The sequence below is a fragment of the Amycolatopsis sp. NPDC059027 genome, from assembly GCF_042739735.1.
Lineage (GTDB): Bacteria > Actinomycetota > Actinomycetes > Mycobacteriales > Pseudonocardiaceae > Amycolatopsis.
Window position 1 is genome coordinate 19,328 of the sequence record NZ_JBHYIK010000006.1, and the last position, 13,695, is coordinate 33,022.

The following is a 13,695-nucleotide window of genomic DNA, read 5'->3' on the forward strand; positions in this document are numbered from 1 at the left end:
TACTTAACGAGTGCGGAGGAAGTGATTGGGCCGAGGTCGCGGTACCCCGGAGGCCACATCCGTGGAACGACTACCCTCGGAAGATGCCGGGCCAGGTCCGGCGCGCAACGACGACTCAGCTGGAGCGTGCACACCCGTGTTCGACACCCTCTCCGACCGCCTCACAGCGGCCCTGCAGACCCTGTCGCGCAAGGGCAGGCTGTCCGACGCCGACATCGACGCCACCGCGCGCGAGATCCGCATCGCCCTGCTCGAGGCCGACGTCGCGCTGCCCGTGGTCAAGGCGTTCATCGCGAAGGTCAAGGAACGGGCCAAGGGTGCCGAGGTCCATGGCGCGCTGAACCCGGCGCAGCAGGTCATCAAGATCGTCAACGAGGAGCTCGTCGGGATCCTCGGCGGCGAGACGCGGCGGCTGAACCTCGCGAAGACCCCGCCGACGGTGATCATGCTGGCGGGTCTGCAGGGTGCCGGTAAGACCACGCTCGCCGGGAAGCTCGCGCTGTGGCTGAAGAAGCAGGGCCACGCGCCGATGCTCGTCGCCTGTGACCTCCAGCGCCCCAACGCCGTCACCCAGCTCCAGGTCGTCGGTGAGCGTGCCGGGGTCGTCACGTTCGCGCCCGAGCCCGGGAACGGTGTCGGCGACCCGGTCGACGTTGCCCGCCGCGCGATCGCCGAGGCCCGCCACGCCCAGCACGACGTCGTCGTGGTCGACACCGCCGGTCGTCTCGGTGTCGACGAGGAGCTGATGAAGCAGGCCGCGGACATCCGCGACGCGGTCGAGCCGGACGAGGTCCTGTTCGTCGTCGACGCGATGATCGGCCAGGACGCGGTCACCACCGCGGAGGCGTTCCGCGACGGCGTCGGCTTCACCGGCGTCGTGCTCACCAAGCTCGACGGCGACGCCCGCGGTGGCGCGGCGCTGTCCGTCCGCGAGGTCACCGGCCAGCCGATCCTCTTCGCCTCCAACGGCGAGAAGCTCGAGGACTTCGACACCTTCCACCCGGACAGGATGGCGTCGCGGATCCTCGGCATGGGCGACATGCTCACCCTGATCGAGCAGGCCGAGCAGGCCTTCGACCAGGAGCAGGCCGAGCAGGCGGCGCAGAAGCTGACCAGCGGCCAGCTGACCCTGGAGGACTTCCTCGAGCAGATGCTCGCGGTCCGCAAGATGGGCCCGATCGGCAACCTGCTCGGCATGCTGCCCGGTGCCGGGCAGATGAAGGACCAGCTCGCGCAGGTCGACGACAAGCACCTCGACAAGCTCCAGGCGATCATCCGCGGCATGACCCCGGCCGAGCGGGACGATCCGAAGCTGATCAACGGGTCCCGGCGGCTGCGCATCGCGAACGGCTCCGGCGTCACCGTGCGCGAGGTCAACGACCTGGTCAACCGGTTCTTCGAGGCCCGCAAGATGATGGCGCAGATGGCCGGGAAGTTCGGCTTCGGCGGTGGTGGCGGCAGCAAGTCGCGCAAGGGCAAGAAGGGGAAGAAGGGCAAGGGCCGCGGCCCGACGCAGCCCAAGGTCCGCGGTGGCTTCCCCGGCGGCATGCCGATGCTGCCGCCCGGTGGAGGCATGCCCGGCGGTGCGCCCGATCTCTCGCAGCTCGGCGGCATGAACGACGTCCCGGGCTTCGACCCGTCGAAGTTCAAGCTGCCCAAGCAGAAGTAAGTGACCGCACTGCACCTGGCCGGGGTGATCCTGCCCGGCGGCGAACCGGGTGAGCTGTGGATCGACGGCGGGCGGATCTCGTTCACTCGCGTGCCGGGCGCGGAAACCCTGACGCGGGAAGGCTTTCTCGTGCCGGGCCTGGTCGACGCGCACTGCCATCCGGGGCTCGCCGCGCACGGCCCCGCGACGCTGGCGGAAGCCGCAGAGCAGGCCGCCGCGGACCGGGACGCGGGGACGTTGCTGATCCGCGACTGCGGTCTCCCACTGGACGTCCGGCCCTTGCAGGCCCGCGCCGACCTGCCGACGATCATCCGCGCCGGGCAGCATCTCGCGCTGCGCAAGCGGTACATCCCCGGGTTCGGCCTCGAACTGGACGATCCGGCGCAGCTGCCCGCCGCGGTGGTCGAGCAGGCCCGCGACGGCGACGGCTGGGTCAAGCTGGTCGGGGACTGGATCGACCGCGGCGCCGGCGACCTCGCGCCGCTGTGGCCGGACGACGTGCTGGCCGAGGCGATCGCGGCCGCGCACGCCGAGGGCGCTCGCGTCACCGCGCACGTGTTCGGCCAGGAAGCGCTGCCGGGCCTGATCGCGGCCGGGATCGACTGCCTCGAACACGGCACCGAGCTGAGCCCGGAGCAGCTCGACGAGCTGGCGCGCCGGGACATCGCGCTCGTGCCGACGCTGATCCAGATCGAGAACTTCCCCGGCATCGCGGACAAGGCGGGCAAGTACCCGGCGTACGCGGCGCACATGCGCGCGCTCCACGCCGGTGTCGGCGAGATGGTCGCCTCGGCCGTCGAGGCGGGTGTACGCGTCTTCGCGGGCAGCGACGCGGGCGGCATGGTCGAACACGGCAGGCTCGTCGACGAGATCGAGGCGCTGCACAAGGCCGGGATGCCCGCCGAACAGGCGCTGGGCCAGGCGTCGTGGGCGGCGAGGGACTGGCTCGGCCATCCGGGCATCGCCGACGGCGCTCCAGCCGACTTGCTCGTCTACCCGGCCGATCCGCGCGAGGACCTCGGCGTGCTGCGGCATCCCACACACATCGTGCTGGGCGGCACGGTTTTCGCCTGACCCCCTGTTTTCCTTGCGGGGCAAGCACCTTTAGCGTGACGTCCGTGGATGGTCCGGAGGGAGCGCGGCGGCGCGCGGGTCTCGTCCTCGGCGCCCACTGGGGGTTCCTCGCGTTCTTCGCGGGCATCGCCGGTTACCACGTGGTCAACCTGGCGATCACCGTGGTCATGAACCGCCACCTCGGCGAGTTCGATCCGCTGGAGCTGCACGACATCGGCCCGTTGCTGCTGCTGGCGTTCCTGCCGAACCTGCTGCTCGGCCTCGGCCCCGTCGCGGGTTCGCGGATCTGGGGCGCGGGGCTGCGCGAGGACTTCGGGCTGCTGCCCACCTGGCGCGACGTCCGGATCGGCCTCGCCTGCGGGGTGCTCGCGCTCGTCGCCGGGTTCGGGTTGAACCTGCTCTCGATCGCGGTGTACGGCACCGGGGACAGCACCGACGTGAGCGACAGCCCGCTCACCGACCTCGCCGACACCTACCGCGGCGACACCGTGTGGCTGGTGCTGGCCGCGGTGATCGTGGTCGCGGGGGCACCGGTCACCGAGGAGCTGCTCGTGCGCGGCACGCTGTGGAACGGCTTGTCCTGCTACCGGATCCCGCGGTGGGTGGTGCTGGTGCTGACCGCGCTGGTGTTCGCCCAGCTGCACGGCGAGCCGGCCCGCGTGCTCGCGCTGTTCGGACAGGGGCTGGCGATCGGGCTGGCCCGGTACCTCAGCGGCCGCGTCGGCGCCGCGGTCGTCGCGCACGCGGCGAACAACCTGCCGCCCGCGGTGTTCCTGTTCGTCGGAACGGGTGGTCTCCCGCTGGCGCTCCACTGATCATGTGTCATTTGAGACATGCACGTCACCTGATGCGACGTAGCGTGAACGCGTGGCCGAATTGATCAGCTGTGGGTAACGTGGTCGGCACTGTACGGGATCGTGGAGACGGTTAGGCTCGTCGCGGCAGCCGAACAGAACACCGGAGGACCGGCGTGACGACTTCCCAATCCGGGGAATCCCTTCCGGGTACCGCGCCGTTATCGGAGGACGTACTGAGCGCCGCCCCGCCCCCGTCCCACCGCTGGGGATTCGGCGCCTTCCTGCTCGTGGAAGCCGTGCTGATCGCCTCGGCGGCCTTCATCAGCGCCATCGTCGGCGAGGCACCGGGCCAGCCGCTGCCCATGCGGGTCGTCCTGCTCGGCACGATGCTGCCGACCATGATCGCGGCGGGCGCCGCGGTGCTGATCACCTACGTCCGCGGCAACGGCCCGCGCGTGGACCTGCGGCTTTCGTGGAACCTCTCGGACGTGCGCGTCGGGCTCAAGTTCGGCTGCGTCGGGCTGGTCTGCACGACGCTGGGGGCCTACGTCTGGACCCAGATCGTCGGCAACGCGAACGCGTCGTCGGCGATCAGCGCGCTGGTCGAGAACCGGAAGATGTCGGTGTCCGCCGCCATCGTGATGTTCGTCTACCTCTGGCTGATCGGCCCGATCTGCGAGGAGGTCATCTACCGCGGCCTGCTCTGGGGCGCGGTCGAGCGGCTGCAGTGGCGCAGCGAGCGCTGGGGCAGGGTCGCGGCGTTCCTGTTGTCCACCGCGGTGTTCGCGGTCAGCCACCTCGAACCGCTGCGGACCACGTTGCTGCTGCTCATCTCGGTGCCGATCGGCCTGGCGAGGCTGTGCACCGGGCGGCTGCTCGGCAGTGTCGTGGCGCACCAGATGAACAACTTCCTGCCCGCGGTGGCGATCCTGGTCTCGGCGCTCGGACTGGCCTCGTTCTGAGCCCGGCTGCACGGGCCGGGGGGTCGATCTGGCAGAATGTTCGCTTGCCCGCTTCCGCCGGACCCTCTCACCGCGCGGGAGCTGTCGACCTTTGGGTGCCCGCGTCCGTATCCCCACTCGGTTCGTGTGTGCCCGCCCTTGCATCGAGAGAACTGAGGAGTACCCACACCCGTGGCCGTCAAGATCAAGCTGCAGCGCCTCGGCAAGATCCGTGCGCCGTACTACCGCATCATCATCGCCGACGCGCGTACCCGCCGGGACGGCAAGGCCATCGAGACGATCGGCAAGTACCACCCGAAGGAAGAGCCCAGCTTCATCGAGGTCGACTCCGAGCGCGCCCAGTACTGGCTGGGTGTCGGCGCGCAGCCGACCGAGCCGGTGCAGCGCATCCTGGAGATCACCGGCGACTGGCAGAAGTTCAAGGGCCTGCCGGGCGCCGAGGGCACCCTGAAGGTCAAGGAGCCGAAGCCGTCCAAGCAGGACCTGTTCAACGCGGCGCTCGCCGCGGCCGGTGAGGAGCCCGCCACCGAGGCCATCACCGCCAAGAAGAAGTCGTCGAAGAAGGCCGACGCCGACAAGGCCGAGGCTGAGGGCGAGAAGAGCGAGGCGTGAGCTTCCTGGCCGACTCCCTCGAGCACCTGGTCCGGGGCATCGTCGACAACCCGGACGAGGTCCGGGTCGAGCTGCTGACCACGCGTCGTGGCCGCACGCTCGAGGTGCACGTGCACCCTGACGACCTGGGCAAGGTGATTGGCCGGGGTGGTCGCACCGCGACCGCTCTGCGCACCGTGATGGGCGGCATCGGTGGCCGGGGCGTCCGCGTGGACGTCGTCGACACCGACCGCTGACCAGCACGGGAAGATCGACATGGACGTCGTGGTCGGCCGCGTCGCCAAGGCGCACGGCATCCGGGGCGAACTCGCCGTGGACGTGCGCACCGACTCGCCGGAGAGGCGTTTCGCGATCGGCGCGGTCGTGACGACGAAGCTGCGTGACGGCAGCAGCAGGGCACTCACCGTGGCAGCCGCCCGCGAACACAGCGGGCGGCTGCTGGTGCGTTTCGAGGAGGTCCTCACCCGCGATGTCGCCGAGACGCTGCGGGGCGCGATGCTGTTCGCCGACACCGACGCGCTGCCGCCGATCGAGGACCCCGACGAGTTCTACGACCACGAGCTGGCCGGTCTCCGCGCCGAGCTGACCGACGGATCGCTGGTCGGGAAGGTCGTCGAGGTGGTGCACTCGCCCGGCGGCGAGCTGCTCGAACTCGACCGCGACGGGGACTCCGTGCTGGTGCCGTTCGTCAAGGCCATCGTGCCGCTGGTCGACGTCGCGGGCGGGCGCGTCGTGCTCGACCCGCCCGAGGGCCTGCTGGACGCCGATTGAGGCATCGTGAACGACAATCGCGGAGCCCGCTCACGAGTACCGATCGGGTGCGGGTGTCCCGCAAGATGGTGAGGGGAACCATGCGAGCTGCCGTTATCGGTGCCGTCCTGCTGGCGTTCGCCGCGCTGCTGACCCCGGCAGCGCAGGCCGCGGGTCCGGTCTACGGCGACTTCTCGATGATGTTCCAGCGCAGCGCCGGGCAGTACGCGCCGCCGGGGGAGCAGGCGTTCCAGTGGGCGTGGTCCCCGCAGTCGGCGAACGAGTCGCACATCTCGTGGGGTGACCCGAAGACCTGGCCGCCGTCCTACGCCGAGCACTTCGTCCGCTCCGGCGACTGGGTGCTCCTCGACGGCTGGGGCGGCAACGGGACGTACTACCGCCAGCGCGTCACCAGCGAATCGCGGTGCGACGCCGCGGGCACCAACTGCGTCGCCATCCCTTCCGACGGCGACCGCCAGCACTACGTGCTCTGGAACGTCCCCGCGGCGAACTACCAGCTGCGTGCCGAGGGCACGATCACCGAGGAAAGCTCGGGCAAGACCTTCCAGTTCACGCACACCCAGACCTGGGGCGCTCCCGCGCCGTGCTCGTCGGCCCGGTTCGGCACGCGGACCTGCGTGACGCAGAGCGAGGCGTGGTCGGACAACAACGGCCTGCCCGCGGGTTCCCCGGTCCGCGAGACGCTCCGCCGCGACATCAAGATCGCGCAGGGACTCGGCATGGCCTTCCAGATCGACCAGCAGGTCCCGTCGCCGTGGCACGCCGAGGCGACGCAGTACTGGAACTGGTGACCCGCGTGCGCATCGACGTCGTCACGATCTTCCCCGAGTACCTCGACCCGCTGCGGGCCGCGCTGCTCGGCAGGGCGATCGACCGCGGGCTCATCGAGATCGGCGTCCACGACCTGCGGAACTGGACGCACGACGTGCACCGTGCCGTCGACGACGCGCCGTACGGCGGTGGTCCCGGCATGGTGATGAAACCGCAGATCTGGGGCCCCGCGCTGGACGAGGTCTGCGGCGAAAAGAGCAGGCTCGTCGTGCCGACCCCGGCCGGCAGGCCGTTCACCCAGGAACTCGCGCACGCGTACGCGGCCGAGGAGCACCTGGTGTTCGCGTGCGGCCGCTACGAGGGCATCGACCAGCGGGTCGTCGACGACGCCGCGCGCCGCATGCCGGTGGACGAGGTGTCCATCGGCGACTACGTGCTCGTCGGCGGCGAGGCCGCGGTGCTGGTCATGGTCGAGGCCGTCGTCCGCCTGCTGCCGGGGGTCCTCGGCAACGTGCGCTCGGCCGCCGAGGACTCGTTCTCCGACGGTCTGCTGGAAGGCCCCAGCTACACCCGGCCGGAGGTGTGGCGCGACCTCGCCGTCCCGGAGGTCCTGCGCTCGGGAAACCACGCGCTGATCGACCGCTGGCGGCGCGACCAGGCACTGGAGCGGACCGCCCGGCGCCGCCCCGATCTGCTCGCGGCGCTGCCGGAAGACAGCCTGGACCAGCACGATCGTGCCGTGCTCGACGGGCTGGCGGGGGACTAGGTCGCCCCCTGGCGAGTGCGAGCCGACGGCTCTGTCATACTTGACCGGTTGGTGTGAGTGGACCCCGTCGTCCACGAGCCCGCCGACAGCTCCCGGGAACGGCCGCAGTCGTACTACCGCGCGCGCCCGGGACCCGTGAACACCAGCCATACGAATCGACGAGGACGGACCACCGATGAACACCCTGGACGCGCTGGACGCGCAGTCACTGCGTTCCGACATCCCGGCTTTCCGCCCGGGCGACACGCTGAAGGTCCACGTCCGCGTCATCGAGGGCAACCGCGAGCGGAACCAGATCTTCCAGGGCGTCGTCATCCGCCGCCAGGGCGCGGGCATCCGCGAGACCTTCACCGTCCGCAAGGTCTCCTTCGGCGTCGGCGTCGAGCGCACCTTCCCGGTGCACTCGCCGAACCTCGCCAAGGTCGAGGTCTTCAAGCGCGGTGACGTCCGCCGGGCCAAGCTGTACTACCTGCGCGACCTGCGCGGCAAGGCCGCGAAGATCAAGGAGCGCCGCGAGAGCCGCGAGACCACCTCGGCTTCCTGAGCCTCAGCTCGGTTACCGGTAGCCTGGCTCCGTGGTCGAACCCGTGTCCCAGAACGCGCCCGAGGATGAGCCCGAACGCCCGGAACAGGAGCGTCCGTGGCGTTCCCGCTCCGAGGAGCGCCACGGGGCACATCGGCGGGCGAAGCCCCGTTCGAAGAAGAAGCGGTCGTTCTGGAAGGAACTGCCGATCCTGCTCGTGATCGCCCTGGTGCTCACGATCCTGATCCAGACGTTCCTCGCGAAGGTGTTCATGATCCCCTCGGGATCGATGGAGGCCACGCTGCACGGGTGCACCGGCTGCACCGGCGACCGCATCCTGGTCGACAGGGTGACCTACGACTTCACCGATCCCTCCCCGGGTGACGTGGTGGTCTTCAAGGGCCCGCCCGCCTGGACGCAGAACGAGATCCCGCCGCAGGAGCCGAGCAACTTCGTGGTGCGCGCGCTGCGCGGGCTCGGCTCGCTGGTCGGGTTCGCCCCGCCGGACGAACGCGATTTCGTCAAGCGGGTGATCGCGACCGGCGGCCAGACCGTGCAGTGCTGCGACACGCAGAACCGCGTCATCGTGGACGGCAAGGCGCTCGACGAGCCCTACATCCACTGGGACGACCCGAGCCAGCAGACCCAGTCGTCGTTCCCGCCGGTGAAGGTGCCGGACGGCAGCCTGTGGGTGATGGGCGACAACCGGAACAACTCCAACGACTCGCGGTTCCAGGGTGGCGGCGGGCCGGCGGGGGCGGTTCCGGTGGCCGACGTCATCGGCAAGGCGCGGATCATCGTGCTCCCGCCGAACCGCTGGGGCGGCATCACCGACCACAACCCGCAGGAGAACGCGCAGGCGGTCGCACTGGGCGCCCCGGCGTGGCAGAGCGGTCTCCCGCTCGGCGTCGGCGTCGCGGCCGCGTGGCCCACGCTGTTCGTGGGCAGGAAGCTGACCGCGGGCGTCCGCAAGGCGGCCGCCGGACGGAAACGCCGGACCTGACTTCCCGGACGGGGTAATCCAGCCTTGACAGTTCCCGTTCCCCGCGCCGCGGCCGAGCCGCTGCGGCCACCCCGCGCCGTGGTGCGCGGCGAGCTCTTCTGGGGCCTCCAGGGCGCCCTCGAACGCCGGGGCCTCGGCCCGGTCGCCGGAGTCGACGAGGCGGGGGCGGGTGCATGCGCGGGCCCGCTCGTCGTCGCGTCCTGTGTCCTGAAACCGGGCGACGCGGCCCGTCTTCCCGAGCTGACCGACTCGAAGATGCTCACCGCCAAGGCGCGGGACCGGGTCTACGACCGGGTGCTGGCCAGGGCACTGGACTACCGGGTCGTCGTCGTCCCGTCCACCGAGGTCGACCTGTACGGGATCCGGGTGATGAACCTCGAGGCGATGCGGCGCGCGGTGGTGGGCTTGCGCGAGAACCCGGGGTATGTGCTGATCGACGGCTTTCCCGTGCCGGGTATGCCCGCGCCGAGCGTGGCGGTGATCAAGGGCGACCGGTCCGTGGCCAGCATCGCCGCGGCGTCCGTGCTGGCGAAGGTGACCAGGGACCGCATCATGGCGGGCCTGCACGAGGACCTGCCGCACTACGGCTTCGACGTGCACAAGGGCTACAGCACGGCCGACCACATCGCCGCGCTGACCGAGCACGGGCCGAGTGCGGCACACCGCTGGTCCTACACGAATGTCGCCACCGCGGCCGCCGCGCACGGCCTCACCCCGCCGCACCGGGTGGTGCTCACCTACGCCGCGCTGGAAAACCCGAGCGTGCCGGTCCGTGCCCTGGCCCGCCAGGTGGGTAACAATGAACGCTCCGCCGCACGCGCGGCAGGACGATCGCGAGGAGGGGCGCGGGTTTCATGAGCGCTGAGGATCTCGAGAAGTACGAGACCGAGATGGAGCTCTCGCTGTACCGCGAGTACCGCGACATCGTCGGCCAGTTCTCGTACGTGGTGGAGACCGAGCGGCGGTTCTACCTGGCCAACGCGGTGGACGTGCAGGTCAGGGACGGCGGCGGCGAAGTGTACTTCGAGGTCCGGATGTCGGACGCCTGGGTGTGGGACATGTACCGCCCGGCCCGGTTCGTCAAGCACGTCCGGGTCATCACCTTCAAGGACGTCAACGTCGAGGAGCTCGACAAACCCGACCTCCGGCTGCCCGAGGACGGCCCCTTCTCGGGCTGAGCCCCCTAGCACCTCCCACCGACAGTTTCGCCGTCACGGGCACCGTGACGGGCCTGTTCATCCACAGCACCCCGGTTGTCCACAGGGCGGACGATCGAGCCTGGTGCTCGCCCCGATCACCCTGGCACCGTTGATCACACACGCACCGTGACGGTCCGGCTACCCGCCGGTCGTCCGGGATCACGGAAAGCCGAGGGGGCACGATGACGGGTTTGGCACGCCATCCCGGGTACGAAGCCGGGGCGCACTGGCGCCGCGACTTCGGCCGATGGGGCGAACAGCTGGCAGCGGACTATCTGCAACGCGCCGGGCTGGTCCTGCTCAGCCGGAACTGGAGCTGTCGCGAGGGCGAGCTGGACCTCGTTCTCACCGACCGGTCCAGAGTCGTGTTCTGCGAGGTCAAGACCCGATCGAGCACCGAGTACGGCCTGCCGTCGGAGACCGTGACCCCGGAGAAGACCGAGCGGGTCCGGCGGGCCGCCGCGCAGTGGCTGCGCACCTTCCATCTCGGCTGGTGCCGGACGCGCTACGACGTCGTCACCGTGCTCGCGAGTCCCGGGGAGCGCCCGAGCGTCCGGCATCTCAAGGCGGCGTTCTAGATGCCGATCGCGAAGGCCTGGTCGGTCGCGGTGCTCGGGATCGACGGCAAGATGATCGAGATCGAGGCGGATCTCGGCGGCGGGCTGAGCCGCGTGACCCTGGTCGGGCTGCCCGACGCCGGGCTGCGCGAGGCCAAGGACCGGGTGCGGTCCGCGGTCCGGAACTCCGGTCAGCCGTGGCCGGACGGGAAGGTGACGCTCGGGCTCTCGCCGGCGAATCTGCCCAAGGTCGGCTCCGGGTACGACCTCGGGATCGCGGCCGCGGTACTGGCCGCACTGGGCGCGGTTCCGGCGACACGTCTGCTCGGCACGGTACTGCTCGGCGAACTGGCCCTCGACGGCCGGATCCGCCCGGTGCGCGGTGTCCTGCCCGGGCTGCTGGCCGCTCGCGCGGCGGGGTTCGCCCGAGCCGTCGTCCCGGTGGAATCGCTGTTCGAGGCGGCGCTCGTCGACGGGGTCGAGGTCGCGGGCGCGTCCCGGCTGGCCGATCTGGTGGCCTGGCTGAAGGGCGAGGCCGAGCTCCAGCCGACCGCTCCGCCCGAACCCGTGGCCGCGCCGTCCTCCGTCCCGGATCTGGCCGATGTCGTCGGGCAGCCCGAGGCCCGGTGGGCGCTGGAAGTCGCCGCCGCCGGCGGGCATCATCTGCTGCTCACCGGGCCGCCCGGGGTCGGCAAGACCCTGCTCGCGAAGCGGCTGCCCGGTCTGCTGCCCCGGTTGTCACCGGAGGAGTCCCTCCAGGTGACGGCCGTGCACTCGGTCGACGGCTCGCTGTCCCGGACGGCGCCGCTGGTCACCGTGCCGCCGTTCGTGGCACCGCATCATTCGATCACCGTCGCCGCGCTTATCGGCGGCGGCAGCGGGCTGGCCTCACCCGGCGCGATCAGCCGCGCGCACCGCGGGGTGCTCTTCCTCGACGAAGTGTGCGAGTTCGGTGGTCAACGCCTGGAGTCCCTGCGCACGGTGCTGGAAGAGGGGGAGGTGCGCATCGCGCGGGTCAAGGGCGCGGTCTCCTACCCCGCGCGGTTCCAGCTGATTCTGGCGACGAATCCGTGTCCTTGCGCACCGCCGAAGGAGACCGACTGCACCTGCTCCGCCACCGCGCGGCGGCGTTATCTCGGCAGGCTCTCCGGCCCGCTGCTGGACCGGGTCGACCTCCGGGTGCGGCTCCGTCCACTGACGGCTATCAGCGCCCACGAGGTCGAGACCCCGGAGGGGTCGGCGGCGGTGCGGAAGCGGGTCCTCTCCGCCAGGGAACGGGCGGAGAGGCGGTGGCGGGAACACGGCTGGCGGGTGAACTCCGAGGTACCGGGCCCGGCCTTGCGCCGGGAGTTCGGTCTTCCCCGCGGCACCACCGCCGTCCTCGATCGCGCGCTCGACAGGGGCGTCATCACCGCACGCGGTGCCGACAGGTGCTTGCGGATCGCTTGGACTCTCGCCGATCTGGACGGCGTGGCCCGGCCCGGCGGCGATCACGTGGCCGCGGCACTCGGCTTCCGGGAACGGAGCGCGGCATGAGGAAGTTCCGCCGGTTTTCCCGTGGTTCGGCACGGCGCAGGCGAGCCGGGATGGCCTTCAGGCTCGAAGCGTGCTGCCGGCCCGAGCCAGGGTACGACGCCCGCGACCGGCCCCATACCGGGACGCGTGCCCCCGAACGTCACCACGAACGGCCTCCGGCACCCGGCCCGGAAGCACGTGCCCGGGTGGTGGCCGAGCCAGGCGGACTGTCCCTTGAGGACAGAGCACGTCTGACATTCGCATTGCGGGAGAAGCCGTTCCACGCGTCGGCGGCCGGAAACCGGGAGGCGACATGAGTGCGGTCGAGCCCGAGCGGGCAGCCAGGGCGTACCTGCTCCGGGTAGCCGAACCCCCGGCGCCCGGCCTGGTCGAGTTCGTCGGCGCGCACGGACCGGTGGTGGCGGCCGAGCGTGTCCGCCGTGGCGACTGCCCGCCGAAGATCCGGGAGGAGACCAGCGCCCGGCGCGAGCACGACCTCGTCGAACGCGATCTGGCGTGGGCGGCCGGAACCGGCGCCCGGCTGGTCATTCCCGAGGACGAGGAATGGCCCGCGTGGCCGTTGCACTCCTTGTCGGTCGCGGCGGGGCGTGGGGTCCAAGGCAGTTCCCCGCCACTCGCGTTGTGGGTACGCGGGGATCTGTCCCTCGCTGACGTCGCCGGCGGAGCCGTCGCCATCGTGGGGGCGCGTGCGGCCACGTCGTACGGCGAGCACTGGGCGACGGAACTCGCATACGGCTTGGCGACCCGGGGCATGGCGGTGTTCTCGGGCGCTGCGTATGGCGTCGACGGTGCCGCCCACCGTGGGGCGCTGACAGCGGGCGGGCCGACCGTGGCGGTGCTGGGCTGTGCCCTCGACGCCGGATACCCGGCCGGGCACGTGAGCCTGCTGAACCGGATCACCGCCAACGGCGGCGCCGTCGTCAGCGAGTACCCGCCGGGTACCCCGCCTGCGCGACATCGCTTCCTGGTCAGGAACAGGCTTATCGCGGCCCTGACCGAGGGCACGGTGGTGATCGAGGCAGGGCGGCGCAGCGGTGCCCGGAACACGGCGGGGACGGCCGGAGCACTCGGGAAGGTCGTGATGGCGCTGCCCGGGCCGGTCAGCTCGGCGATGTCGGTGGGCTGCCACACCTTGATCCGCGAGTCGTACGCGACCCTGATCGCTTCGGTCGACGACATCGTCGAAACGGTCGGCCGGTTCGGGAGTGCCGAGGCCGAACCAGAGCGCCCGCGGCGGGCCACCGACGGGCTCGCCCCGGACGCGTTGCGGGTGTACGACGCGCTCACGCCCCGTGCGGGCCGCTCGGCGGAACAGGTCGCGGCCGACTCCGGTGTCCCCGTGGGCAAGGTGCGGGCGCTGCTGCCCGCACTGGAGATCGACGGTTTCGCGGCGCGTGGGGAAGTGGGGTGGCGGCGATGCCCGCGACGTTCTTAGAGAGCGGCTTCGCGCTCCTG

At 71.0% G+C, this 13,695-nt stretch carries 16 protein-coding genes; all 16 read left to right on the forward strand.

What is annotated here, in order from left to right; genetic code table 11:
- Nucleotides 1-136 precede the first annotated feature (136 nt).
- The 16 genes from ffh (at nt 137) to dprA (ending at nt 13,675) form a co-directional block, all read left to right on the forward strand.
- Nucleotides 137-1,669: a signal recognition particle protein gene (ffh, locus tag ACFWY9_RS05900; RefSeq protein WP_378327330.1), complete on the forward strand. Its 1,533-nt coding sequence runs from the start codon at nt 137-139 to the stop codon at nt 1,667-1,669.
- Nucleotides 1,670-2,743, forward strand: coding sequence for an amidohydrolase family protein (locus tag ACFWY9_RS05905; protein ID WP_378338264.1), 1,074 nt, complete (start codon nt 1,670-1,672; stop codon nt 2,741-2,743).
- A gap of 44 nt (nt 2,744-2,787) precedes the next feature.
- Nucleotides 2,788-3,558, forward strand: coding sequence for a CPBP family intramembrane glutamic endopeptidase (locus ACFWY9_RS05910; RefSeq protein ID WP_378327328.1), 771 nt, complete (start codon nt 2,788-2,790; stop codon nt 3,556-3,558).
- Nucleotides 3,559-3,713: 155 nt separating this feature from the next.
- The gene (locus ACFWY9_RS05915; protein WP_378327327.1) at nt 3,714-4,502 is read left to right on the forward strand and encodes a CPBP family intramembrane glutamic endopeptidase; all 789 of its coding nucleotides are present in this window, start codon (nt 3,714-3,716) and stop codon (nt 4,500-4,502) included.
- A gap of 171 nt (nt 4,503-4,673) precedes the next feature.
- The gene (gene rpsP / locus ACFWY9_RS05920) at nt 4,674-5,114 is read left to right on the forward strand and encodes a 30S ribosomal protein S16 (RefSeq protein ID WP_378327326.1); all 441 of its coding nucleotides are present in this window, start codon (nt 4,674-4,676) and stop codon (nt 5,112-5,114) included.
- Nucleotides 5,111-5,350, forward strand: coding sequence for an RNA-binding protein (locus ACFWY9_RS05925; RefSeq protein ID WP_003103110.1), 240 nt, complete (start codon nt 5,111-5,113; stop codon nt 5,348-5,350). The genes rpsP and ACFWY9_RS05925 overlap by 4 nt, the downstream gene beginning before the upstream one ends.
- 19 nt (nt 5,351-5,369) lie before the next feature.
- Nucleotides 5,370-5,885 (forward strand): ribosome maturation factor RimM, encoded by a 516-nt coding sequence (gene rimM / locus ACFWY9_RS05930; RefSeq protein WP_378338265.1) that lies wholly within the window; start codon nt 5,370-5,372, stop codon nt 5,883-5,885.
- An 80-nt stretch (nt 5,886-5,965) separates the two neighbouring features.
- Nucleotides 5,966-6,676, forward strand: coding sequence for a hypothetical protein (locus ACFWY9_RS05935; RefSeq protein WP_378338266.1), 711 nt, complete (start codon nt 5,966-5,968; stop codon nt 6,674-6,676).
- 5 nt (nt 6,677-6,681) lie between these two features.
- Nucleotides 6,682-7,422: a tRNA (guanosine(37)-N1)-methyltransferase TrmD gene (gene trmD / locus ACFWY9_RS05940; RefSeq protein WP_378338343.1), complete on the forward strand. Its 741-nt coding sequence runs from the start codon at nt 6,682-6,684 to the stop codon at nt 7,420-7,422.
- 175 nt (nt 7,423-7,597) lie between these two features.
- Entirely contained in the window at nt 7,598-7,966 is a 369-nt protein-coding gene (gene rplS / locus ACFWY9_RS05945; RefSeq protein WP_378327323.1) for a 50S ribosomal protein L19, read from the forward strand.
- A 31-nt stretch (nt 7,967-7,997) separates the two neighbouring features.
- A complete protein-coding gene (lepB, locus tag ACFWY9_RS05950; RefSeq protein WP_378327322.1) occupies nt 7,998-8,948 on the forward strand; it encodes a signal peptidase I in 951 nt (316 codons plus the stop codon).
- Between the two features lie 78 nt (nt 8,949-9,026).
- Nucleotides 9,027-9,806 carry a ribonuclease HII gene (locus tag ACFWY9_RS05955; RefSeq protein WP_378327368.1) on the forward strand — a complete coding sequence of 260 codons (780 nt, stop codon included), beginning with the start codon at nt 9,027-9,029 and terminating at the stop codon, nt 9,804-9,806.
- Complete coding sequence (locus ACFWY9_RS05960) at nt 9,803-10,126, forward strand: DUF2469 domain-containing protein (RefSeq protein ID WP_003096226.1); 324 nt, start codon at nt 9,803-9,805, stop codon at nt 10,124-10,126. The genes ACFWY9_RS05955 and ACFWY9_RS05960 overlap by 4 nt, the downstream gene beginning before the upstream one ends.
- Nucleotides 10,127-10,329: 203 nt before the next feature.
- Nucleotides 10,330-10,725, forward strand: coding sequence for a YraN family protein (locus ACFWY9_RS05965; protein ID WP_378327321.1), 396 nt, complete (start codon nt 10,330-10,332; stop codon nt 10,723-10,725).
- Nucleotides 10,726-12,240, forward strand: a complete 1,515-nt coding sequence (locus ACFWY9_RS05970) for a YifB family Mg chelatase-like AAA ATPase (protein WP_378338267.1) — start codon at nt 10,726-10,728, stop codon at nt 12,238-12,240.
- Between the two features lie 292 nt (nt 12,241-12,532).
- Entirely contained in the window at nt 12,533-13,675 is a 1,143-nt protein-coding gene (dprA, locus tag ACFWY9_RS05975; RefSeq protein ID WP_378338268.1) for a DNA-processing protein DprA, read from the forward strand.
- Nucleotides 13,676-13,695: the final 20 nt, after the last annotated feature.